Annotated in this window: 12 protein-coding genes; 11 read left to right on the top strand and 1 reads right to left on the bottom strand. The window is 33.1% G+C overall.

Features of this window, described 5'->3' with window-relative positions:
• Positions 1-76: 76 nt before the first annotated feature.
• A complete protein-coding gene (locus IW20_RS07150; protein WP_035620365.1) occupies positions 77-661 on the top strand; it encodes a hypothetical protein in 585 nt (194 codons plus the stop codon).
• Between the two features lie 71 nt (positions 662-732).
• On the top strand, positions 733-1,002 hold the full coding sequence (locus tag IW20_RS07145; RefSeq protein ID WP_051885618.1) for a DUF3781 domain-containing protein: 270 nt from the start codon (positions 733-735) through the stop codon (positions 1,000-1,002).
• Between the two features lie 76 nt (positions 1,003-1,078).
• Here IW20_RS07145 and IW20_RS07140 read toward each other — a convergent pair whose 3' ends face one another.
• Positions 1,079-1,255: a histone H1 gene (locus IW20_RS07140; RefSeq protein ID WP_035620362.1), complete on the bottom strand. Its 177-nt coding sequence runs from the start codon at positions 1,253-1,255 to the stop codon at positions 1,079-1,081.
• Positions 1,256-1,787: 532 nt separating this feature from the next.
• Here IW20_RS07140 and IW20_RS07135 point away from each other — a divergent pair.
• From IW20_RS07135 to IW20_RS07095, 9 genes are all read left to right on the top strand, one after another.
• The gene (locus IW20_RS07135) at positions 1,788-3,854 is read left to right on the top strand and encodes a fibronectin type III domain-containing protein (RefSeq protein WP_035620359.1); all 2,067 of its coding nucleotides are present in this window, start codon (positions 1,788-1,790) and stop codon (positions 3,852-3,854) included.
• Positions 3,855-3,858: 4 nt separating this feature from the next.
• Complete coding sequence (locus IW20_RS07130) at positions 3,859-9,123, top strand: T9SS type A sorting domain-containing protein (RefSeq protein WP_081912445.1); 5,265 nt, start codon at positions 3,859-3,861, stop codon at positions 9,121-9,123.
• Between the two features lie 162 nt (positions 9,124-9,285).
• The gene (locus IW20_RS07125) at positions 9,286-14,652 is read left to right on the top strand and encodes a fibronectin type III domain-containing protein (RefSeq protein WP_035620352.1); all 5,367 of its coding nucleotides are present in this window, start codon (positions 9,286-9,288) and stop codon (positions 14,650-14,652) included.
• A 2-nt stretch (positions 14,653-14,654) separates the two neighbouring features.
• Positions 14,655-15,731, top strand: a complete 1,077-nt coding sequence (locus IW20_RS07120; protein WP_035620349.1) for a hypothetical protein — start codon at positions 14,655-14,657, stop codon at positions 15,729-15,731.
• A 16-nt stretch (positions 15,732-15,747) separates the two neighbouring features.
• Positions 15,748-16,584: a hypothetical protein gene (locus IW20_RS07115; RefSeq protein ID WP_035620346.1), complete on the top strand. Its 837-nt coding sequence runs from the start codon at positions 15,748-15,750 to the stop codon at positions 16,582-16,584.
• 25 nt (positions 16,585-16,609) lie between these two features.
• A complete protein-coding gene (locus IW20_RS07110; RefSeq protein ID WP_035620344.1) occupies positions 16,610-17,914 on the top strand; it encodes an IPT/TIG domain-containing protein in 1,305 nt (434 codons plus the stop codon).
• Positions 17,915-17,987: 73 nt separating this feature from the next.
• Entirely contained in the window at positions 17,988-19,331 is a 1,344-nt protein-coding gene (locus IW20_RS07105; RefSeq protein WP_035620341.1) for a PKD domain-containing protein, read from the top strand.
• Between the two features lie 7 nt (positions 19,332-19,338).
• Positions 19,339-21,795: a TonB-dependent receptor gene (locus tag IW20_RS07100; protein WP_205625902.1), complete on the top strand. Its 2,457-nt coding sequence runs from the start codon at positions 19,339-19,341 to the stop codon at positions 21,793-21,795.
• Positions 21,796-21,921: 126 nt separating this feature from the next.
• On the top strand, positions 21,922-26,586 hold the full coding sequence (locus IW20_RS07095) for a hypothetical protein (protein ID WP_035620339.1): 4,665 nt from the start codon (positions 21,922-21,924) through the stop codon (positions 26,584-26,586).
• Positions 26,587-26,602 lie beyond the last annotated feature (16 nt).

Here is a 26,602-nt window from a genome sequence, read left to right as displayed (position 1 = left end):
GTATTTTCTTCTTATTCAATATACTGTAGGCTAGTACAATTTACCTTCAAATTATTTCTACAAAAAAACTATTAATATGGATTTGTCCGATATAAATCACTTTATACTGCTATTAGTGACTGGGGCAGCAATTCCCATCATAACAACATTTTTTAATAATAAATCTCAAACCAAGAGGGATACTTTGAAATATAAAAACGATCTGAAAACTGCAATAGAAAATAGAGAGTTTGAAGAAGCTAAAAACTACAGAGAATATTTAATGAAAACTGTTGAAGAGATTCATCAATTGTTAAGCTACTTTGAACACAATATATCATTAACAAAAAGTTTAATTGAATCCACAAAAAAATTAACACCTGAAGAATCTGATACTATATATGAAAACGAATTAGAAAAATTAATTCGTTTAAAAAGCATTGTACTTTCAAGATTTCCAGATTACTATGATAACATCTTAAATATTGCAGCTTTGCATAATATCTTTTGGGGAAATCAAAGAACACTTTTAGGAATTAATATCAAGGAAAACACAGAAGGATACAGGTTAACAACAGAGCTGCTATTTGAAACCCAGAATAAAACTAGAAAAGAAATAGACTTGATATTAGTCCACTTGAAAAAATACTCAGAAAAAGTTAATGAAAAATACAAGCTTTAAGGGTGCAACACAATAGTACGATTTAGTAAAATTAATTATACTAAATCTATAACTAAAAATCAAATAACAAAATGATTATAAGTAAAACTGCAATTTTGAATAACCTTTGTTACACTGAGCTAGTTTATGACAGAATAAACAAAAAACTAAATAGTAATTTTTCAAAATCTGAAATTGAAACAATGCTTTTTGATATCATAAAAGAAACTCAAGAAGATTACTTTCATAAAAATGGCAAAAACTACTACGTTTCAAATACTGAAAATGACATTAGAATTACGGTAAACTCATACACATACAGAATTATAACAGTTGACCAACTTACTAAAGTTAAAAAATAATTACCTAAAAAAAGGGAAACCAAAAAAAGCAACCCCACTTAAATAATCTAAGTAGGGTTTATTTATTTTAATCAAATTATTTTTTTGCAGCTTCTACGGAAACTTTTCTAAATTCTTTGAATAGTTTCTCAAGTTCTAAACTTGATTTACGAGCTCTAGTACCAGCTGCTTTAACACCTTTCTCAATTAGTGACTCAGATTCTGTTTTGAATATTTCAAATTCTGCATTGATTTTTGATACTAAATCTTTCATTATATTTTATATTAAATTAAGGCAGCAAAACTAATGGTTTGTTTAATATATTGAAATAATTTAAGTTTAAATTATATGCTATTTATACTAATTAACTCAATCATCTATCACAAAACCTTATTATGGCATTAATATGGCTTATTATGGGGATTTACTTTAAAATTCAAAGCTATCTTCGTGTAATTTTTAAAATATATAATTATTGGGTTTGTATATTATATAATACTGAATAAAAGAAAGTTATCCAAATTTACCACGTTAAAATATCAAATTCGCAAAAATCACTAAAAGTGGGTATTGCAAAGGGCTAAAAAGCCATATACATTTGTCTGATTTTTTTTACATCAACAAAAATCCAATTTATTGAAATTTTAGAATAGAAAAGTAAATTCAATAATCGACTTTGCTAAACAGAAATTTTTCTCTATCCAAAGGCTTCAAAACCTTTCTATTTCGGGCAATTTTTGGCGTAAAATATTATTAATTAAATATTAAAAAGTTAGTTTTGTAGCTTTTTAAATAAACCCATAGAATGTTGAAGATAAAATTACTTTTCTTATTAATTATTACGTGTTCATTAGGTTATAGTCAAAGTAAAGAGGCTACTGTCATGGTCAATGCCAGAGCTCAAAAAGATAAGATTTTGATCCGTTGGGCTATTAATTCTCCAATAGAATGGCAAAAAGCAAATAAAAAAGGATTTGTAATTACCAGAACTACAGTACTACGAGACGGGAATGTTTTGCCTAAACCCGAAAAAATAGTACTTACGCCAAAACCACTTCTTCCTGAACCTTTGGATTCATGGCTTGACTTAGCACAAAAAGATAATAATGCGGCGATTATAGCGCAATCGATATATGGAGAAAGTTTTGAAATAACTGGTGCCAAAGAAGGCGAACTTGCTAAAATAGTAAGTATGGCTGATGAACTGGACCAACGGTATACTTTTGCTTTATATGCAGCCGATATGAGTTTTACTGGTGCTGTAAAAGCGGGTTGGGGATTTGTAGACAACAACGTAAAAAAGGATGAAGTCTATGCTTATCAGGTAAGTGTTTTTGAAAGCCCAAAGGTTAAAAAATCTTCTTATATGATAGGTTTAAAAGACTTTACTGTTTTACCCCCTCCAACAGATTTTATTGCGATTCCAGATGATAAAAAAGTACTGCTTTCCTGGGATTACGAAACCTTCAAGAGAATCTATACGTCTTATATGGTCGAAAAATCTTCTGATGGAATTAATTATACTCCAATAGCCACTACACCTTTAGTTAACCTGAATGATAAAGACGAGCATCCATCTAAAACCATGTATTATATTGATACGCTTAGTATAAACGATAAAACATATCAATATAGATTATACGGTATAACTTCATTTGGAGAAAAAGGAGAATTAACGAAACCAATTACTGCAACTGGAGTGGATGCTATCGTTACCGCTGCAAGACTTGTGGATTATAATATTGTAAACTCCAATGAAGTTAATTTGGAATGGGAGTTTCCTGCAGCCTCAGAAGGTTTCATTCAGGGCTATGAAATTAACCTAGCGGATAATGATAAAGGTCCCTATAAAGTAGTTTCTAAAATGATTCCTACATCGGAAAGAAAACTCAATTATAAAGATAATTTATTTCCATCTAATTATTTTACCATATCTGTTGTGGGTAAGAATAATCAGCGCTTAACATCTCAGAGTATGTTGGTTCAGCCTGTAGATTCTATACCACCGGCAAAGCCGATAGGACTTGAAGGTGTAATTGATAGTCTTGGAGTAGTTCGATTGAAATGGAAACCAAATCAGGAAAAAGATTTACGTGGATACCGAATTTTAAAAGCCAATACTACTGGTGAAGAATTTGTAGACATTTATCATAAGTCCTATGTAGGCAATGATTACAAAGATAGTGTGAGTCTGAAAATGACAAATAATAAAGTGTATTATAGAATTGCTGCGGAGGATATGAGATTTAATATTTCAGAACCATCCGATATTTTAATTTTAGATAAACCTGATAAAATTCCACCTGCTGCACCTATTTTTAAAGATTACGACAATAAAGATGGTAAAGTACATCTAAAATGGATACGCAGTTATAGTGAAGATGTAGTAGGATATAGTCTAAGAAGGAGAGAAAAAGGACAGGAAAAGTGGCTGGAGATTAAACAAATAAATGATACCATTCAGGAATATACAGATGACAGGATAGAGAACAAAAAAACATATCAATACGCTATTCTCGCGAGGGACAAAAGCAATCTGTGGTCATCATTAGATCATTCTATAATAACGGTACAAATTTTGGATTTTACACCTGTAAAAATAATTACATTTTTGCAAGGACTGCCTGATCGAGAGAGTAAAAAAATAGTCCTGACATGGAATTATAATAAAAGTAAGGACAAAGTAATCAGTTTGAGTATTTATAAAAATGTAAAAGGTACGCCGCCAACATTATGGAAAGAATTAAATGGTACTGTTTTTACTATAGAAGATAAAAATTTAAATATAAACTCGGAATATGAATATCATTTAATTCCTAATTTAGAAAATGATAGCCCTTCAAAAGTCGAAACCCTAACAGTTATATATTAAGCCTATGAAGAAGTTTTACTTATTGTTAATTTTATTGGTTTCTGTATTTGGATATGGACAGATTAATTTAGTTGGGGACACCAAATATAAGTTAAATGTTGTAGGTTATCAAAGTAGAGATAGTGACGGATGCGGAGATATTGATGGATTAATTTATATCAGAGCAACTTATCAGGATGGGAATCATTCTAATCTGTTTCAAGGAAGAAAAATTTATCAACCAGTAGATCATGAAGAAACTTTTACTAAAAATAATCCTATTGTTAATTTAGAGTTCCATAAAATAGTTCGTTGGGAAACTACTTTTGGTTGTAATGGCGGACCAAACCGAAATTATGATAATGTGAGGATTACCAATACTTGTTTCTCATCTTATCAAGCTGATGCAGGAAGTGATTTGCGTGAATTAACAGTCACCGTTAAACCTGTTGTTGTTATTAATAAACCAGCGGAGCCTCAATATTTGGGGGATACTGGAGTTTTGAAAATTGAACTTCCCGATAATTTGACTCCAAATTATTACAATTGGAAGTTTAGAGTAGGTAGCGGACCTGAAAAAGACATTCCGGCAGCTTTTAATAATAAGCCTGTTCTAAACATAAAGGGTGAAGATTTTTTAAAAGCTGAGGATTTTGGTAAAATTATTTACGTTTGGGTAAATATGAATTGTAATGCAGGAAGTGAACTGGCTAAAGGATATGCTCGTAGAGAAGCGTATTACAAAGTTAATGAATGTACCAGTAAGTGTCGCCCAAGTTTTCCAATTACTAATTGGATTAAATGTATTCAAAATTGTGCTACTAATTATACTACACATTATAATGAAGCATATACTGATGAATTAGAAAAAACACACCAAAGTTGGAATTCAAACGAGATTCCTTTTACATATTTAAAGACCTCACCTGTAGTAATATCTGCGCTTCCTGCTAATGTAAGCTGCTATGATTTAGAAAGCAAGGATGGTAGTGTGAAAATACAATTTGATAAATCACTATTACCACAGGAGAAATTAAATTACACTTTAATTAATGCAGATACTGGTACACCTGTAGACGTAAATGGAACTGTCGTTATGGATGGAGATAAATTTATGACTAGAAACAATTTGCCCCGAGGTAACTATGAGTTTCAGTTGATTGGATTTTATGATGGCTATAATACAAGAGTACCGACAGAAATCAAAACTTATTTTACAATTGGTTCACCTAGTCCCGTCGATTTTAATTTATCAAAAACAAATGTTAAATGCAACGGCGGTAAAGACGGAACAATAACCATAAATGCATCAGGTGGAACAGGAAAAGGATATCAATATTCCGTTGACAATGGGACCACATGGATTCCTTTTAGCAATACCAATAGTAATACTCATACTATAAATGGTTTATATCCCATTTCTGGTCTATCTATTGGTTATGCTATAAATGTGAAAGACATGAATGGCTGTGTTGCCAAAATTCAGAAAGTGGTTGATGGGAAAATTGAATTAGGAGCCGAATTATCAAAGTCAGTCACAATCGAGCAACCTGCGAATGCTGTATACATAAACTACACCCTCAAAAATAATCCAACTTTTTACGGAGCGGCCAACGGAAAATTAGTTGCTGCCATATCTGGTGGGACTATTAATGATGACAAATCCTATAGTTTTGAATGGAAAAATAGTATTGGTGTTGTTATGCCTGCAACAGCTCAATATAATTCTGCCGATAATACATACAATATTACATTGGAAAATGCTCCTGAAGGAGAATACAAACTAACTGTAAAAGATAAAAATTACAATAACGCCATAAATAAAGAAGGCTGTTCTATTATCGAGTCCTCTCAAATATTAACGCAGCCCGAAAAAATTAAAATTACTTTACAAGAAACACAACCTATTTCTTGTAACACTGAAAATTCAGAATCAGATGTAAATAAATTCTCAGACGGAATTTTAAAAGCAACAGTAAGCGGCGGTATTCAATTTACGGGAACAGCAAATAATGGTTTACCCTATACCTTTATTTGGTCAAAATATAATACTATAACTGGGTTATGGGAGGAATTGTCAGAACATAAAACAGCAACAGCTGAGAATCTTTCGCAAGGAAACTATTCATTAAATATTATTGATGCTAACGGCATAGTACAAGGAATTTATAATACTACCGATTTAGTAACAGCAATTCCAACAACAAAAGAAATGGTAGAACCTACCAAATTGGAATTATCATTTAATTCTGGAAATGTTTCTTGTCACGTAGGCAATAATGGCTGGGCTCAAGCGAATGTTACAGGAGGATCCAGTCCTTATACCTATACCTGGTACAATACAGATGAAGGAATTATTGACGTTAATAAAATATCTCATTTAACTGCAGGTACCTATACTGTTGAAGTTATTGATGCAAAAGGTTGTTTTACTAAAGGGAGTATTGCAATAAGTGAACCTGAATTCCCTGTCGCAATTGAGTATATAGAAATTTTTACTCCTACTTTTTCAGGAGCCACCAACGGAAGAATTGTAGCTAAGATAACAGGAGGAACACCAAATGATGATAAATCATATTATTATCAATGGAAAAACTCCACAGGAGTACTACAAACTACAACTGCCGAATTAAAAGATGGATTTTATACTATTACTCTAAATGGTGTTCCTGCCGATAATTATTTTTTAACGATTAAGGATAAAAATTATAGCGAGAGTACAAATCAAATTATTAATTGTTCCATATTAGAGTCAAAAGTAGCATTGACGGAACCCGATCCTTTAAAAGTTCTTTTTGAAATTGTTCGTACTATTTCTTGTAATACAAGTAATGAGTTTGGCAATGATAAAGATACGACACCTAAAGATGGTCAGCGTGATGAGTCGCAAGATGGTATTTTAGTCGCTCATGTAACTGGAGGAACTCCACTGGCGTCCTCTGCAAACAATGGATTACCGTATTATTTTTATTGGAAAAAACAACAGGCAGATGGTTCCTGGGTAGCTTTGCCTAACATTACAGATGAAACTGCTACAAACCTTTCTCATGGAAATTATGCTTTAAATATAAAAGACAGAAACGGAATCATGTTAGGGACTTATGTCAACAATGTGCTCACACAGGAAATTGATGTAACACAATTAATGCAGGAGCCTCCAAAATTATCTGTGACTATAACGCATGGAAATGTTTTTTGCAATGACGGAAATGACGGTTGGGCTACAGCAAATGTCGTGGGAGGAACGCCTCCATATGATTATAAATGGTCTAATGAAGTAGATATTGATAAAAATACTATTCTAAAAGCTGGCGAATACTGGGTGTTTATTACAGATGCTAAAGGATGTACAACACAGGAAAGTGTCACTGTCTTGCAACCTGCAGCTCCCTTGTCCATAAAATATACAGAAGTTTTTAATCCTACTTTTTATAAAGCGACCAATGGAAAAATTGTAGTGGAAGTTACAGGTGGAACAATTTCCTCAGACAACTCTTATTGGTTTGAATGGAAAAACAGTAAAGGAATAACACAAACTACAACCTCAACGAGCTTTAGTAATGGCGTTTATACGATCTCTCTAAACGGGCTTCCTGAGGAAACCTATAGTCTAACAGTTCGTGATGCTAATTATAACGCTGCAACAAATAAAATAAGTTGTACGGTGGCAAATTCAATTACAGCTTTAGATGATCCGGATCCGCTTGAAGTTACTTTTGAAGTAGTTCGTACTATTTCGTGTAATGTAAGTAATGAATTTGGAAACGAGACCGATGCGAATCCACAAGATAACCAAAGAGATGAATCGCAGGATGGAATTTTAGTGGCTCATGTTAAGGGAGGAATTCAGTTAAAGGCGGATAAAAATAACGCACTACCCTATTTTTATACCTGGAAGAAACAGCAAAAGGATGGTTCATGGACCATTTGGAACGATCAGGATGAAACTGCCGAAAACTTATCTGATGGAACATATGCATTAAATATTGAAGATGCCAACGGAATAAAACTCGGAACGTATGTCAATAATGTTTTAGTAAAAGAAGTAGATGTTACTCAATATATGCCGGAACCAGCAAAACTAAATCTGGCTTTTACGAAAGGGAATGCTAGTTGTAACAATGGAGATGATGGTTGGGCAGAAGCACACGTTTCCGGTGGAACTCCGCCTTATACCTATGAGTGGACAAATGGTGAAACGACGGCAAGAATTGAAAATATCACAACAAACAACTACTTTGTAATTGCAACCGACGCAAAAGGCTGTGTTGTTCAGGGGAGCATTTTTGTAGGTGATCCGAAAGGGATATTCACTACCGAAACAGTAAAAAATCCAACTTGTTATAGTGGTAATGATGGTTCAATCGAACTAAATGTTACAGGTGGAAATTTACCGTATAGTTTTTTATGGAACACAGGAGCTACTACCAAAGATCTAAACAATCTGGTAGCTGGAAATTATGAAGTAACTATTTCCTGCACTGATTGTTGTGTTTACAAAAAGAAGTTTATTTTAAAAGATCCAAACCCAATTGTGGTTGATTTAGGAAAAGACAGAACTTTATGCAACGATCAGGTATTAGATCTAGATGCTACAATATTAGATGATAAAGCACAATACAGTTGGAGTTCTACAAATGGATTTACATCAAATCAGGCAAAAGTAAGTTTAACCAAAGCTGGAACTTATACTGTAAAAGTAACTTCAGCTTTAGGTTGTATTGGAGAGGACGAAATTATAATAAAAACAAATCAGGTGGTAATCAGTTCTGAGTTTTTACTCAGCTCTCAGGCATACTCAGATGAAGAAGTTATTTTGGTAAATACTAGTAATCCTTTTGGAGAAAGTACCCACTGGATACTACCTAAGGGTGTTAGCATTGTAGAGCAAAAAGAAAAATATATTACACTTAAATTTGATGCTACTGGTATTTATACAATAGGTTTACAACAAACACAGGGAGACTGCTTTGCCACATACAATAAAAACATTACAGTAGAAAAAAGAAGTACGCTTCCTAATGCAGCTACTGGTTCTAAGTTTATCATTGATTTTATTGTAACACCTAATCCGAGTAACGGAAACTTTAAAGCAATTGTGACTTTAGAGAATAATAGTACTATAAATTTAAGGCTGTTTTCAACTACGGGAGAATTTACCACGCAGAAAAAAGATTCAGGAAAGAAAAAGTACGAAGTCGATTTTAATACTTCATTGCCGTCTGGAATGTATATTTTGGTGCTTGAAACAGAACAACAAACACTTGTTAAAAAAATTATCATCTATTAGAAAATGAAGAACTTTTTCAAAAACATATTTTTACTTATTTTACTCATCCAGTGCTCCCCCTTCGGGGGGTGGGGGGATGTATACGCTCAACTTTTCCCTGTCCAGTTAACACCTGTTTTTAATAGCCCGTACAGTATCAAACTATCGGATTACGCTACCAGTATGGATACTAAAATGCGTCTGTTAATCAACCCTACCGATATCTCTATATCGCAACGACAGGTGCGTCTAAAATTGTACATACAAGGTAACGGACTCAATATACAAACCAACGATTATATGGTAGGACAACGCCCCATTTTTATCAATGGAGGCGAATTGCAGACCTTAACCAATACTGATATTGGAGCCTTATTTAGGTTAGAAAACCTGCAAGGAATTACAGCTTTACAATATGCCAACGGATTACCAGAAGGTATGTATAGTTTTTGTTTTGAAATGTTTGATTATATGACTAATCAAAGAATTTCGCAAAAAAGCTGTGCGAGTCTATATTTGATTTTAAATGATCCACCACTTTTAAATACGCCTCAGAAAAATGAGCAAATAGCTTCAAGCGATTTCCCGAATATTATGTTTACCTGGACTCCGCGCCAGATGAATGCGACTAACATCTCCTATAAGTTCGAATTAAAAAGGCTTATTGATCCTACACTAGATCCACAGTTTGCATTTCAGATGTCTCCCCTTTTATATGAGGAAACTCTTTTTGGAACTGCTTTGTTGTACAATTTAAGCATGCCTATTCTTACACCGGGAATGCGTTATGCATGGCGCGTAAGAGCAATTTCGACGACAGGACTTTCAGAGAACGCCGTGTTTAAAAATGATGGATATAGTGAAATTTATTCTTTTAAATATACTGCTTCCTGTGCTGCTCCCACCTTTTTGTTAAGCGAATCTCAAAGTTCTAAAAGTGTAAAAATCACATGGGAAGGAGTACCTGAACACACCCGTTATCAGGTACAATATAAAAAACAAAATGTTCGTAATGCGCAATGGTTTTCGACAAATAGTTTAAACACGCAAAGTTTAATCACCAATTTAGAACCAGGTTTAACCTATCAGTTTAGAGTTGGTTCAAGTTGTGATCCTGCAACTGATGGTGTTCAGTCGTTTACCTATTCCGGAATCAGTACATTTACAACACCAACAGAAACTAGTGGTGTTCCTGCTTATAATTGTGGTATCATACCCCAAATTAATATTCAGAATCAAAAACCGCTTACCAATTTAATCCAAAGCGAAACATTTAAAGCTGGAGATTTTCCGGTAACTATTCTTGAACTCAAAGGAGAGAATAGTCCTTACTCCGGGAGAGGTTATATTATTGTGCCTTATCTAAAAGATACTAAAATTGCTGTTGAATTTAACAATATCGTAGTTAATACCGATTATCAGTTAATTAGTGGTATCGTTGAAACGAGTTATAATCCCGAATGGAAAAACGTTACCGATGTAGAAGATTTCACAGGTGAAGGTCAGGGTGGGCAGATAGAAGAAACTGTTCCGTTTGAGATCAAAGACATTATTATTAATCCCAATGGAGATATTGTTGTAAATGGTAACGATGGACAACAAGTAACCATTCCAGGAGGGAAAGATACTGTAATTACGGATAGTAAAGGAAATACTTATACTGTAGACAAAGATGGTAATGGAAGTAACCAACCTACAGAGCCCGCAGCGGGAGGAAAACCAACTCCCGAGAATACCGATGGTGTAGATAAAAGTGGTCAGGCCACAGCATTTACTGCCAAAGGAATTTCGATTGCTTTTTCAGGAAACGGAAGTAAATATGCTTTTGATGTAATGCCAAATAACGCAGCTACCGCTTTACAAAAGTTATACAAAAAAGTAGGTGACGTTGCTTTGCCTTATAAAGCAGTTTTAAATGGTGATACGGATACTCTATTGGCTACAGTTAATATTACTGATGCAAATGTAAAAGCAGATAGTATTGTTTTTAAAACCCAAAATGGTGCCAAAATCAACTTTACAAGAAATGATAATGTCTTTGTACTAACGGTAAAAGGAAACCTGAGTTATGCCGAAGAAGAAATACTAGCCACCATCAAACAAGGTAATAAATGGAAGGTTATTGGGGCTTTTATGCTCGTACATATTTCTCCTAAAGAAGTAAATGTGGCGCTGGTGCCTACTTACGCGATTTCGCAAAGTAAGCTCGATGCAATTATTTCCAATACGCAGGCAATTTATAATAAAGTTGGGGTGAAAATTAATTTCACTAAAGAAGACCGATTAAAAATTGATAGTGTAGTTCCGGATACTGTCGATAAAATTCAGACTGAAAAGAATACACTTACATCGACCTATAGCTCAGAGCAACAAAAAATTAATGCGTTGTATCAAGGTACAGCTAATAGTTATGTGTTGTTTATAACCGATAAAGCTTCAAGTGCTAATATTCAAGGTTACATGAGACTCAATGGACAATTTGGATATGTGTTTAATTCAGCAAATGATAAAACACCTGCACATGAATTAGGTCATGGAATCTTTAAATTAGAACACCCTTTTGAGCAGTACAAGACTTCAGAATCTGGTACCGATTTCTTAATGGATTATAGTTCAGGAACTATCTTAAATCATCAGGATTGGAAACAAATTAATGATCCTGCATTTAAGTTGTATGCTTTTCAGAGTCAAGCTAGTGGGCAGTTTGCTGGTGGTTATGTGGTAAGTCCTGATTACAAAATATTTACTATTGGAACAGATCGCACAATAGTTGATAAAAATACATATTCAAATAATGATCCTACAGCAAATGAGGGGACACTTCCTGGATTTATATTAGCAGGAAAACAATATTGGTGGAAAGGTGGTAAATATGTAAATGATGAAAGTAATTATGACTTGACAGATGTTTCTAAAAATTTAAATTCTATTAAAGATAAATGGCTGTATTTGTTTTTTGATAGAGATCAAGAGTGTGGAAAAACAACCTATGTAACAATCAAAATTTCTGATTACATAGCAAGTAAAAAATCACTTAAAGAATTTATAAGCCTATATATAAACTCCAAGACTAAGCAATTAGTTGGGTGTAGTGATGCCGCCAGTACAGAGAATTGGACTGAGGTAAAAGGAGGATCAGGAAATAGTCAAGGGTTATTTGTTAAGAACTTAATTAAAGGAGAAGTTAAAAAAGAAGTTTTAGATAAGTTAGAAGCACTAATGTCTGGAAATTCTAAAAACTGGATAACTGGACAAGCACATAAGATAAAAGGTCATATACTTTTAACTTCAGAATCAGAAAAAACAAACAGAGTTGTATATAAGGATAATAGTTTCTATGTAGATAATGTAAAGGAAGAAATAAAGGCTGATGAGATAGTATTTTGGTTAGAATATAGCAATGAAGGCAAAATTAGAGTTAAACAAATCATCTCGGGAAGTAGTTTTGATGAAAATATTTCAGTTGCTTTAAAATCATGGGAGTCAAGTTTAGATTGGAAGCAAAAAACGTTGTTTGAAAAAATGATTGCCCTTGGCTATCAATCTGTAGATGGATATTTTACGGCTTATTACGACATGTTTGACATGCTGAGTAGTGGCGTTGGCAAACTAAAAATAAAGCCTTCTGTATATGATTGTAATGATAAAGAATACAATGACATTTATGCAACAGTATTTAGCTATATTTCTTTGTCAGGAGTAGTTCAGGATGTTATTGCAGATAAATTATCAGATGCTTATCCTGAATTTAATAAAGTATTTGAAAATGGAACCCCAAGTCAAATACAATTTGCTTTGTTCTGCGGAATGTATAATGGGTTGATTGATGTTGTAAAATCAATTCCTGATTTAGCAAAATTATTAGTATCACCATTATCTAGTAAAGGTAGAGAAGCAAACAGCAAGTTCCTGACTCAAATAGAAGAAATGGAAATGTTTGAAAAAGATGCTACTGGAAAGGAAATACTTATTTATGGTAAGGGCTTGAGTTTTGGTAAGGTTTGGTATTTACTAAAAGAAGGTGTCGCTGGACAATTTGATGCTAAAAAGCCATGTGTCGGAGCAGAATTTGTAGGTTCTATTGTAGGACCAATAATTGTGATGTGTGTTGGAGATGTTGAGGCAGGTGCCGGAATAATGAGTAAAGTAGCTTCAACAACTTTTAAAGCGCTACAGCTGTGTGATAAACTTACAGACCCATTTAGATATGTAGGGATGTCGTTTAGATTTGTAAAAGGAATGTCAGGAAAAGTTGGTGTTGTGATAAAAAACGCAACCAGTGATATCGTAACCCAATTAGAAAATGGACTCTTTAGAGTTAAGGTAATTGTTAACAATACTGAATTACCTAATATAGAAATGTCATTCGAAGATGTGAACCGTTTAGTAGCATCAGGAGCAGACGGAATTGACTATCCCGTAAATGGAGTGAATCAACGTATAACACTGATGGGTTCAGCAGGATCCGTAGGTTCTGCAAATCCAGCTACTATTTCTGCTCAAATTTTTGGAGCAGCAAACGAGCAATTATTAAAACGTTTTACTGATTTAGGCGTTGATGCTTCAAGACTGGAGAAAGTATTAACAGCTTTAGGAAAAACAGCTCAAAATGGAGAAAAATTAGTTAAGCTACTAGAAAGCAATACTTTTAGTGACGTATATCAACTAAGGTTATTTATTGATGACTTAGAAAAAGCACCACTACTATTTAAGAATTTTATTGATAATACTAAGCTTGTACAAGCGTGGAAATTTATAGTAAATAGACCTCAAATGCGCATAGATGAGAGTATTCTTGAAGCAACAGCAAAAATGCTTAAAAATAATTCTAAATATGTAGAGGATAATTTAAGTAAAATTCAAACAATTTATGACAAATTAGCTGCTGCTGGAGCCAGATGCAGAACTTGTGCTACAAAAGGAACAAATAAAGGAATAAAACATCTTGATGAAATTATTGATGATTTGGATTTTGCTATAACAAATTATAAAGATAAAAATGGTTTCAGTAAATTACTTACCGAAATGGCCGCACATAGCAATAAAGCAGATGGAGGTGCATTTATGTTGCAATATTTAAAAGATAAAGGTGCAACCTTTGCTAACAAAGTACAAGAGTTTGAAAGCTTCTATTTGAGTGGAGAACGATTTGAAGCTGATATAAAATTGTTTGATGGTGTTACAAAATTAATAGAATTTAAAAGTTTCGCAAAAAGTAGTTGGGAATCTTTTGGAGGGACAAGCAGTTTGAATCAATTAAAAGGATATATAAAAAGTGGAGAACTTTTTCAATATATTGGAAATAAGACAAAACTTTTAAATGATGGTGTAGCTGACCCCGAAAAATTTGTAAAAGAGCAATTTCAGAGAGTCTTTAAAAAAGATGATTATGCTCTGTTTGAAGAATTCTGGAATAGTTCAACTTGGAAAGATAAATTGTGGAAATCGTCAGAATTTCCAAATTTAACAAAGCAGAATGCTAAATTAATATTTAAGAATTGGATTGATAAAGGAGATGATTCTCTTTTCAAATTTATAAGTGTACAATAATCATGAAGATAATAAACATTGTTGACTCTGTGAAAAGTGTTAAAGTATATGATAAAAAATTTTACTACTGTAAAAGTTCTAAATTGTATAATAACGAAAGTCAAATTTTAATAAATGATATCGAATGTCAATCTTTTTGGCAAAAGAATAATATTATATTTTTTCATAATAATCAAGGCGAATATCAATTGCTTAATTTAGAAAATAGAATAATTCATACCTTAAATTGTTCACCTTATCTTTTTACTCTTGACAATGACAAGGTACTTGCTAGTTATGATTACTCTTACAATATTAATTCTAACAGCTTTGATTGGAAAATAGGTGTCTTTAATATCTATAATGGTGAAATTTTACAAGCGATCGAAAAATTTGATAATTGTAATTTTTTATTACAAGATGAAAGAATAATAATAGGATTTAATAAGGATAAAGATATTTCAGGTTTTAGTAATCTTGACAATAGACAACTATGGAACTTCTCAATATCAAGTTTAAAGGTTTTCATAAATGATGAAGGAGATGAATTGCAAACAGAATTAATATCGTTTATTGGAATTAATAAAAAAATAGTTTGGATACTGGTTACAAATCGAAAAATTATAGGAATTGATATTGAAAAAGGAAATTTGTTACATGAAATTGATCTTTGTAAAGAATTGGGTTTAGTTCCTGATTCTATCGAAAATTTTAATTTTTTAGTTAAGGATGTTCACTTAGATAATGAAAATGGAATTATTAAAAGTTTATCGTATAGATATTACTGGGAGTTGAATTTAGACACTTTTAAAATTGAAATAAAAAAAGATTTTGGAGAAAATCCAAAGCAATCCTGGCGTATAAATCGTAGTGCATTCTATTCAGAAGATAAAAAACTCTATTTTATTGGCTCAAATAAAGGGGAAGTCGTCAATAGAGCGGTTGGTATTTTTGATACAGAAAAACTTGAAGTCATATGGTATGATGCTCCATTAGAAGAAAAAAAGTATCTGTTTTTTACTGATGTACCACAGGCCAATAATAAACAATTGGGAGTGTTAGATAGTGAAAATAATTTAAGGATTTATCAAAGAGAATAGAAATAAAAAATCACACATGAAAAAAAACATTTTGACCCTAATAATTGTGCTAATAAGCATTTGCGGTTTCTCACAAAAAATCAAGATTGCCAAAGGAGAAATAAAGCTGGATGAAAAAACAATTGGAAATATAGAGGGCAAAAAACCACTTTTTAAAATATCAAATTTAGATAAAAGCTACACAGTTACTGTTGAGTTAAAGCAAGTAGAACCAGTACCTGCTATTCCTATCATGCAACTAAAAAATGAAGCCACAGGAAAATTCAATGAAATTGCTTTTACAGATGGCAAGTTTAATCCTTTTAATAATGAGAAGAGCGTTGTTAATGCCTTACTGGAACATAACTATTTAAGTATTGATGGTTTAAATACAGAAGCAGTGGAAAAATTTATAAATGGAGAAGCAACAGGTGTTTCTGAAAAGCTTTTAGGAATTCAAAATGAAAAAGATCAAATAAATAAAGCTGTAAACGAGTATCAATTAACAATTGATGACGGAGGAACTATTTACAGCATAAAAGCGCAAAACCCTGATCCTTTAGATAAAAGAATTGGTTATATAAGAATGACATCCCCAGCAACTAATGGAGAGTTAATGTATGAAGTTATGGATTTAGATAATTATAAAATTGCTACTTGGTTTGCTAAATCAGCTATGGTTTCAGGCTATGATAAATTTTTAAATCAAGAACTTATTACGTTTGATAATAAGGTTTTTAAAGCCACTTTTGACAATAGAGGTAATCCAATTGGATATAGAATGAGTAAGGATATTACCGCTATGAATATTGTAAGAGTCCTTGTTGGTAATGGATATACTTTGGGAAGTCAATATTTAGAGAATAACAAATAATTAAGTTAACAGAAATTAAATAAAAATGAAAAAGAGAATTTTAATCGTAGTTGCATTACAACTTTTTTTAACGCTAAATAGTTGTAGTTCAGATTCAGGAAATGATTCGCCAACTCAAGAGCCACCAGTTGTAGTGATAAAAACAGCAAAAATAACATCCTATTCTAAAAATGCTGGAGAAACTGGAGAAACGGTTAGTATCTACGGTGAAAATTTTTCGGATAAAGTAAGTGATATAAAAATAACATTTGATGGGGTACCCGCAACAATTCTTTCGGCTACTGCCAGCGAAATATCATTTACACTACCAGCTACGGAAAAACTATTACCATCATTAGTTCTAACAATTGTAAACAGAATAGTAACTAATGATGTAAAAAATACTTATAATGGCAACATTGGTATTTTACCAATTCCATCAACTACAGGCTGGTTTACTATTCCAATAGATAGAAAAAGTGACTCTGCAATTCCTCGTATACAAATGTTAAGTGATAAGATTTTATATTACACTCAAAGTGGTGCACGTCTCTCTAGAACTTTAGATGGAGGTATTACTTGGACAGATTGGGCAAATAATGGTTTTGGTGCTGGATTTCATGCAACTATAAATGATGAAGGATGGTGTCATACTGGTTTTGGAATTTCTAAAATAGCAGTTGGTGGATATCTTGGTATAGATGAATTTGCCAATTTTGGAGATAACAAAGTAGGAACTGCTTATTCTATCTATGTAGATGATAATATGAAAGATGGAACAATAATTACACAAAGTGGTGTTGTTTTTACAACAGCAAATGGAGTTGATTTTACTAAAGCTTACGAAATAGAAGGTAATGGAGCCAATCTTTATCAAGCAACAGAAATTGATAATAACCATATTTGGGCAATTGGATATAAGGAACAAGGTAATATCAAACAGCCTTTTATCTTATTCAAAAACAACACAACAGACGGTTGGAAAGAGTATCCTTTTGTAAAAGAACCAGCAGGTTATTACGCTAGAGAAATTTGTTTTGTTGATTCTGAAAATGGTTTTCTTTTAATCAATAAATATCTAAATACATTATTAGATGTTAAGTTGTTTAAAACCATTAATGGAGGTGATTCTTGGTCGCAAGTCTATAACGGAGAAAAATTTACCAAATTTACTTTTAAAGATGCAAACACAGGTTGGGCAATTCTAGATAATAAAATTTATAAAACAATTAATGGTGGTAGTGTTTGGACTCTTGACTACACACACGACCAACCTATCCGCAATATTTCATATAAGAACAATGTTGTTTGGGCTTTTTCTACAGATAAGATTATCAAACGCTATTTGTAATATTTAGCTGTAGAATACTGTATAATAAAAACATTACAGCCCTAAAAAGCTGTACTGTTTTAAAATAAATGGAATGAAAAAAACTTTACTCTTACTATTATTTATTGTTATTACTTCGTGTTATCAGGAAACTTCTATAACTGTAGAAGGCGATTTTACGACTTCGTATGTAAATGAGGATGAATCAATTCCTGTTATTATCAAAATAGACAATAAAGTCACTGGAGCAGATACGTACGAATGGACTTTTGAAGGAGGAAATCCAAGTACTTCATCTTTAAAAAATCCAGGAGAGATATTGTACGATAAACAAGGAACGTATACCATAAAACTCAAAGCATCAAATGTAGATGGAGAGCGTAAAGAATTTAGTAAAACCGTTATTATAAGAGACGGAATCAACATTCAGTTTACCCATGAAATTATTAAGAGCAATTATTCTCCGGTTGAAGTTGTTCTAAAGAATACTACCCCTGGAGAGGGATTAACTTTTCAGTGGGATTTTCAAGACGGAATCCCCGCAAGTTTCACAGGGAAAACACCTCCAAATGCTGTGTTTACAACTCCTGGTGAACACATCATTACTCTAACCGTTTCTAATGGTTTTGAGTCACAAAAACAAACTAAAACTATCACTGTTGCTCCGTATTTAGTGAGTTTGTTCACCTACGAACCAAAGTTTGATGATGATGATTATCAAGCTCCGGTTACGATACATTTTGCCAATAAATCTACTAGTGCGACAAACTACAAATGGACTTTTGCAGGTGGCAATCCAGCGACATCAACTGAAGAGAATCCTACAGTTGTCTTCGCAAGTGCAGGCAGTCATGAAGTTACCCTAGAAGCTATTAATGATAAGACAAGTCAGATCTTTAAATCTACTATAACAGTTTTGCCAGATACGAATCTGCGTATTTTGACTAACGTTAAATTGGGAATAAATTCAGCACATAACAACAATACTATTGGGGCAATGTTCTCAACAATAACCAGACAGGTATACAAAGCAAATGAGATCAACGATGAGAATAGCAGCTTAATTGATATTGTTTTTCAGGGTTTGAACAACAATTTTACCTATAACAGATTTATATCGCCGGATCAGGTTAATAATTATGGTTTTCTAGCATTAAAAAATGCACAAAGCACCATTTTTATAAATTCTCAAAATTTGTGTAATTGTGGCTTAAATTTTACCGAAACTCAATTTGACGCTATGGTAAATGATACCCCGATAAAATCTTTAAATATAAATTATAACGCAGCTGGCGAACAGCAATTTGGCTTTACTTATCCAAAAATCATTTTGTTTAAAACACAAGACGGACGAAAAGGAGTCATCAAAATTAAAGATATGGTAAAGAACGGAACAGGTTCTTATATTTTATGCGATATCAAAGTACAAAAACAATAACCAATAAATGAAGAGAGAGAATAAGAAGATCTTGTTTTGGTTATGTATCGTTTTTGTCTGTTGTATTTGTGGCAAAGGATATACCCAGGATGTGGATTTAGAGAGTTTTTATAAACCCAATTTTAATGTTACAGGTAATATTAATGCCAATATGATGTATTATAATTCTAATATGCCAAATGCACGTGAGCCTTTTACTTATCTGCTTTCAGGGAGTTTAAATATTAGTGCTTTTAATTTTAGTGTTCCGTTATTTTATAGTATTACCAATCAGGGAAATAATTTGGGCTATACAGCCCCGTTTGATTTTAACCGATTAAGTATTATGCCCAAATACAAATGGGTAAAAGCCTATATAGGTAATGTAAGTATGACCTTTTCTCCTTATACCTTAAGTGGCTTTCCATTTAAAGGAGTTGGTCTGGAACTTACTCCTAGAAGTCCTTTTAAAGTCACTTTAATGGGAGGACAATTACTTAAAGCCGTTTCAGAAGAAGATGCAATGGGAGGAATTCCAGTGTATCAGCGTTTTGGTTACGGTGCAAAAATAGGTTTTGAGCAACCACAATATAAAATTGGCTGGATTGGTTTTTATGCCAAAGACAATGTTAATTCTCTAAGCATGACCAATGATAAAGGAGTAACGCCAAAAGAAAATTTTGTAAACAGTTTGACCTTTAGTACCTCTTTACTAAAAAATTTAAATTTTAATGTTGAATATGCTTTGTCTGTTTTAACGGATGATACTCGAAGTAAAAATCTTTCAGGAGGAAATTTTAGAGACAAATTATTTTCTGCCAAAGAAAGTACAAGTTACATGAACGCTTTAAATATCAATTTTGATTATAATATCCAGAAGAGTATCATAGGATTAACGTACGAGCGTATTGATCCTAATTATAATACATTGGGGGCACTATATTTTAATAATGATTTAGAAAACATTGCTTTTCGTTTTTCACGTCCTTTTTATCAGGATAAAATTACGGTATCTACCAGTTTAGGGTTTCAAAGAGATGATTTAGCAAAAGCGAAAAAACAGGATACTAAGCGGGTTGTAGGCTCCATTAATATGAATTACACAGTAACAGATCAACTTACTATTACGGGTAGTTATTCGAATTTCTCTACTTACACGAATAAAAAATTAGATCAGTTTGAGCTTATAAATAATCCAAATGTAGTGCAATCTGATACTTTAGATTATAGACAATTATCTCAAAATGCCAATATAAATATGTCCTATGCTTTTGGGAAAAAGAGAAATCAAAACTTCAATTTCAATTATAGCATTGCTGGTCAGGCAAATGAGCAAGGTGGGATAATACGAAAAGGCCAAGCCAGCACAGTACAGAATTATAATTTAACCCATTCTGTAAATTTTATCGGAACTAAAGTAGCATTAAACAGCTCTCTTAATTACACCAATAATGAAGTTGGCCAAAATAGTAATTCTTCGGTTGGAGGTTCCGTTGGAGCCTCTAAGAAGTTGTTCAAAGATAAGCTAAATACAAATTTTGGAGTGCTGTATAATAATTCTCAGGGGAATATGAATTCAAGTTCTGTATTTGGAGTTAAGTTTAACAATAGTTATATGCTGCTCGAAAAACACAACTTTAATATGAGTATTATTTCAATGTTTAGAAGTAGTTCTAATGCGAAGAAATTTAATGATTTAACTGCTACGTTGAATTATTCTTATTCACTGGATAAAATAAAATTACCAACCAAAAAAGAGCCTAAAGAAGAAGTGAAAATTGTTTCAGATCCTATTTTAGAAATAAAACACAAAGACAAGACTTATAAAGGAACCAGAAATGAAATCATAAAGCAGTTAGAAGAACTTCAACTTGCATTACGACCGATCCCGAAGGAAGATTCGGATGAATTGCAACATCTGTTAACACTTACAACTCTAACTCCAGATGATGAAAGTTTTAAAGAAAAAGCTTTGATTTATCTGAAAAAGTATGATTTAAATAATGACATCTTAGACAAATACAACAAATATATTCTTGAAACGGTACAGAGTTTAGATCAAGAAATGATTCGCAAAGACGCAGGGTTTGAAAATGATTATGTTATGGCATTAGGAAGAGTCAATAAACATAAGATGCATGGGGTGAGTGAACAAGATGCAACCGATAAAATTAGCTATAAATCTTATTTAAAATTAGTCGAAAGAAAAAATAAAAAGCTACAACCTTTATTAATACATCGATGGATGCTTAGTGAGATTTCAATACTTGCCAATACTTCTGCAGATGATATTCATAAAAACGAAAATCTTTCCAGTTTTAATAAACAAGAATTAAATCACTTCTTTAAAATGATGAAAGAGAATAAAACAGATACAGAAATAATAGAAGAGTTAAAAATAAAACTAATTCCGTTTTACCATGATTTAGCAACGAAAAAGGTTAAAGACGACGAGGTTGATTTTAAACATCTAAAGAATAATTAAGAATCAAAAGAGTATGCCTCTTTTTAATGTAAGCCAAAGCAATACAGATTGTTTCAAAAAGAAGCTTGGCTACAATATTAAAGAAGTTACTATGCTTTATTTTACAAAAAACAGGATTATTTGCTTATGAAAAAGTTTTACAGAATACATTTATCGGTATTATTTATCATCCTTTCGGTTGTATTTTCTTATGGGCAGAATGCTACACCTCCAAAAGAATTAGGAGCAGCTTCGAGCGCTATCGAAAAGATTGAAGCGTCTGAGCGTTGGGTAGATAAATTTTCAAATCAAGATTTGGTAGAATTACCAATAGGGATTCGTAATACCGTAAATAATGTTCAATATTCTATTGGAATTACAAAAGCTGTTTTTTTACCAGAGTATACCACTTTGACAGTTTTTTGTAGAGTAGATATTCCACAAAAAGGGCCAGACGGGCAACCAATGCAATTATTTTTTGGTGCTGATAATGTAAAATTATCACATCAGGGAGGTATCATGGGAGAGGCCAAATTGGTATTACTGGGTAATGTTGATATTCCGTTTAGTGATAATAAATGGCAGGTTTCATTATACGGCGGTTTTGATATGGCAACCGGAAATGTCGATGATTTGACCTATGTAACAATTGATTGCGATGGTTTTAAAGAAATGAAAATTTCGGGAGCCGTTGAGTTTTCAAGAAACCTGATATTACCAATTGATCCTATAACTAAAACTGTCGACGAAGCAAAGATAACTGTTCCTAAAACGTATTATAACGGAAAAACGGTTCAGATACCAAACAGAGTTAGAGGTGAATTTAGCTTCATGGCAAGTAGTTGGAATGATATTTTAGTCAATGTAAGTTTAGAGCCTTTTACCCTAAAAGACAAAAGAAACGGAAAAGATTTTGATGGTAATTTTGAGTTTTGGGTAAGTAATGCGGTATTAGACTTAAGTGATTTAAAAAATGACCCCACAGTCGTCTTTCCGGAATATTATGCGAAAAATGCACTTTTAGTACCAAGTCCAGAAGCTTGGAAAGGAGTTTTTATTCAAGCTTTTGAAGTAGGTCTGCCTAAAGAATTTCAGACTACAGATACGGCATCAAGTAAAGAGAGGCTTCGTGTAGGTGCTCAAAATCTTATTATTGATAAATATGGGGTTTCAGGCACTTTTTATGCCGATAATGTGTTTCCTCTGGATCGAGGCATAACCAGTCAGGAAAAATCATGGGCTTATTCCTTAGATCATATCGATGTAACTATTGCAGCAAATACTTTTGTAAAAGCAAATTTAAGCGGTCAGATTCTTTTACCAATAACTAAAGCCTCAACAGAGAAAAAAGAAACTTCAGCTCCCCCAACACCAAGTACTGGAACAACTCCGGATAAACCAGCACAAACCAATAGAGCAGGTTTGGCATATAATGGTTTTATATCCATGAATGAACAGCAGCTAATTGTAGTTACAAAAGATTCCATAGCTTTTGATATTTGGAAAGCAAAAGCGTTGCTGCTGCCTAATAGTTCTGTTGAACTAAAATTAGTCAATGGACGGTTTTTGCCCAAGGCTAATTTAAACGGAACAGTTTCTTTTGGTACCAATAAAGGAGCAACAGATGATAAAGACGTCGAGGGAAAACGTACGGTTGATTTTAAAGGAATTTCTTTTGAAAATCTACAATTACAGACCGTCTCTCCTATTATTTCTGTTCGAAATATGGGCTATAAAGGTACAGTTGCCTTTGGGAATTTCCCTGTTTCCATTGGTAATATAAATGTTGCCATTAACGGAAATGATTCCCGAATCGATTTTGATTTAGGGATTAATTTGATGGATGCCGTTGGCGCAGGTGCCACAGCCCGAATTGGGATAAAAGGTAAAATGTATGATGACGGTTACAGGCAGCGAAGCCGATATGATGGTTTAGATTTATCAGCCATAAATATTGATTGTCAGTTTAGTGGACTCACCATTAAGGGAGGTCTTATCCTAATGGAAAAAGACCCCATCTATGGAGATGGTTTTAATGCTGATTTAGAGGTGGATGTGGCAAAAATTGTCAATGTAAAGGCTAAGGCTATTTTTGGACGTACTACTTTTAGATATTGGTATTTTGATGCTGCGGTAAAATTTCCTCCAGTACCATCACCGTTTATGATTACTGGTTTTGGTGGAGGTGCCTATTATAAAATGCACAGAAATCAAGATATAGCCATTGGAGATTTCTCACCATCAGGATTAAGTTATACTCCAGATGAAAAAATAAGTTTAGGAATTAAAGCTTTAATTTATTTTAATATCGGCTCAGAAAGCATCTGTGATGGTGAAGCTGGATTTGAAATGGCTTTTAACTCAAAAGGTGGAATCAATAGATTAGCTATTTTTGGGAAAGCAAATGTTATGGCTTCTATACCAGGACTTAAAAACGTTACTGATTTAATGGGAAAAGTAGCGTCAGATGTTACTTCAAAGAAAAGTTTTTTAGGCATAACTGAAAGCGATCTTAAAGGTTCTTTCGCCAGTAAATATATTCCTGAGGCAAAAGCTGCAATTCCGGGAGATTTATCAGCTGCGGTAGGCATAAAAATGGCTGCAGCAATTGAATTTGATTTTGCGAATAATTCTATGCATGCTACAACAGATGTATATATTAATACTCCTGGAAATTTTCTGTCAGGTACTGGACCTGGTGGACAGGCAGTTTGGGGAGTATTTCATAAAGACCCGAAAGATTGGTATATGTACATGGGAACTCCAGATAAAAGATGTGGTATAAAAATAGGAGTTGCCGGTTTATACCTTAAAACAACCAGTTATTTTATGGCAGGTACATTATTGCCTGGAAGCCCACCCCCACCTCCTATTGTGGCTCAGATTCTGGGTGTCGATGTCAAACAATTAGATTATATGCGAGACGAAAATGCATTGGCAAATGGAGGAGGTATAGCCTTTGGTGCAAGTTTAGATTTTGATACAGGGGATTTGAGTTTCTTACTTTTCTATGCCCGTTTTCAGGCAGGAATGGGATTTGATATCATGCTAAAAGATTATCAAGAGGCCAGATGTTCTAATACAGGAGATCGAGTTGGTATAAATGGCTGGTATGCCAACGGACAATCGTATGCCTACCTGCAAGGAGAATTGGGAATTAGAATCAAATTATCATTCTTGAAATTAAAGATTCCAATTGTTTCAGGAGGGGCTGCGGTTTTATTACAGGCAAAATTACCAAATCCAGTTTGGATGAGAGGGTATGTAGGTGGAAACATGAATATTCTGGGCGGACTAATCAAAGGGAAATTTCGCTTTAAATTTGAACTTGGAGAGGAATGTAAATTTGAAAACGCCTCGCCATTAGGAGGCCTTAAACTCATAACAGATGTTACTCCAAAACAAAGTTCAACTGATGTTGATGTTTTTGCCGTACCTCAAGCCGCTTTTTCAATGAAGATAAATGAAGCTTTTGTGATTCCGGAAGATGCTGGTGATGTTACCTATAAGGTGATACTAGAAAAATTTAAGGTCCTTGAGGGTACAAAAGAAATACCTGGAGCTTTTGAATGGACTTCTATGAAAGACAGAGTAAATTTTGTTTCAACAGATATTCTGCCTCCGAACAAGGAATTAAAAATTCAGGTTGAGGTTAGTTTTCAAAAAATGATAAATGGCGTTTTTCAACCCATAACAGTAGATGGAAAAGTAGCAACAGAATATGAAGAGAGACTCTTTACTACTGGAGGAGCTCCAGATCATATTCCACTTACCAATATAAAATATTCGTATCCGGTTGTAGATCAGAAATATTTCCTTGAAGAAGAATATTCAAAAGGATACATTCAGCTTAAACGTGGTCAGGATTATTTGTTTGAAGATACCAATTGGGAAACTAGTATTAAGGTAAATGAAGATGGAGTTTCTAATGCAAAAGCTACGACTTTTAATTATAACACCAATTCTAATGAAGTTTTTTATGACTTACCTGATATTAATCAGGACAAGAAATATAACGTTTCGATAGTAAGTAGTTTGAAACAAACTCCGACGAGAGATTCAACAGCTGCAACAAAAACGAATACTATAAGTGATGCAGGTAATGACATACAAGTAAGAGAGAACCAAGCTGATCAATTATCTAAAGCAGAGGGTAGTATTGATCGTCTATCTTATTCATTCAACACCAGTAAGTACAAAACCTTTACTTCTAAAATGAATGCGATAAATACGCAGAGTTATAATTTTGGAGTATTGTATTCAGATGTTATCTATTTAACAAATACAATCTCAAGTCAGGAAGCATTTGATATAGTTGAATTGCAAGGAGTAACCTATAGCGATAGTAAACCTATGATAACAGCACAATCTAAACTAAATGATGCGTATTATACAACAGATATCTATCCGTATCTCTATAAAGATTATCCTTTAAATGGTAAATATTCTATAAGTGACAGAGATACTAGTGAATTAGGAGTGATTCCAGCAAAAGCGATACCACTCAATGCCTATTATATGACCAGTATTGAGAATAATGTAAACCAATCATGGACAAAAGGCAATTTTCCATTTAAATATAATATGCCATTGCTTTACAAACAGGATTGGGTTGATTTAAATAATCAGATCATAAATGCCTATATTGATGGTGATACAGGTATTGAATCAATTGCAAACCGTTTTCTAAATAGTAATTTCTTGTTTATGCGCTATGGCAATTATGAAATAGTAATGAAATACAATTTGCCGGGAGATAAGAAATCAACAGAGTTTACGTACAAGTATAAAAACAATAATAATTTTAGATAATGACAAATTAAATCCA

Source organism: Flavobacterium hydatis, assembly GCF_000737695.1.
Classification (GTDB): Bacteria; Bacteroidota; Bacteroidia; order Flavobacteriales; family Flavobacteriaceae; genus Flavobacterium; species Flavobacterium hydatis.
Note: the sequence above shows the minus strand (reverse complement) of the source record. Positions and strands in the feature narration are given on the sequence as shown.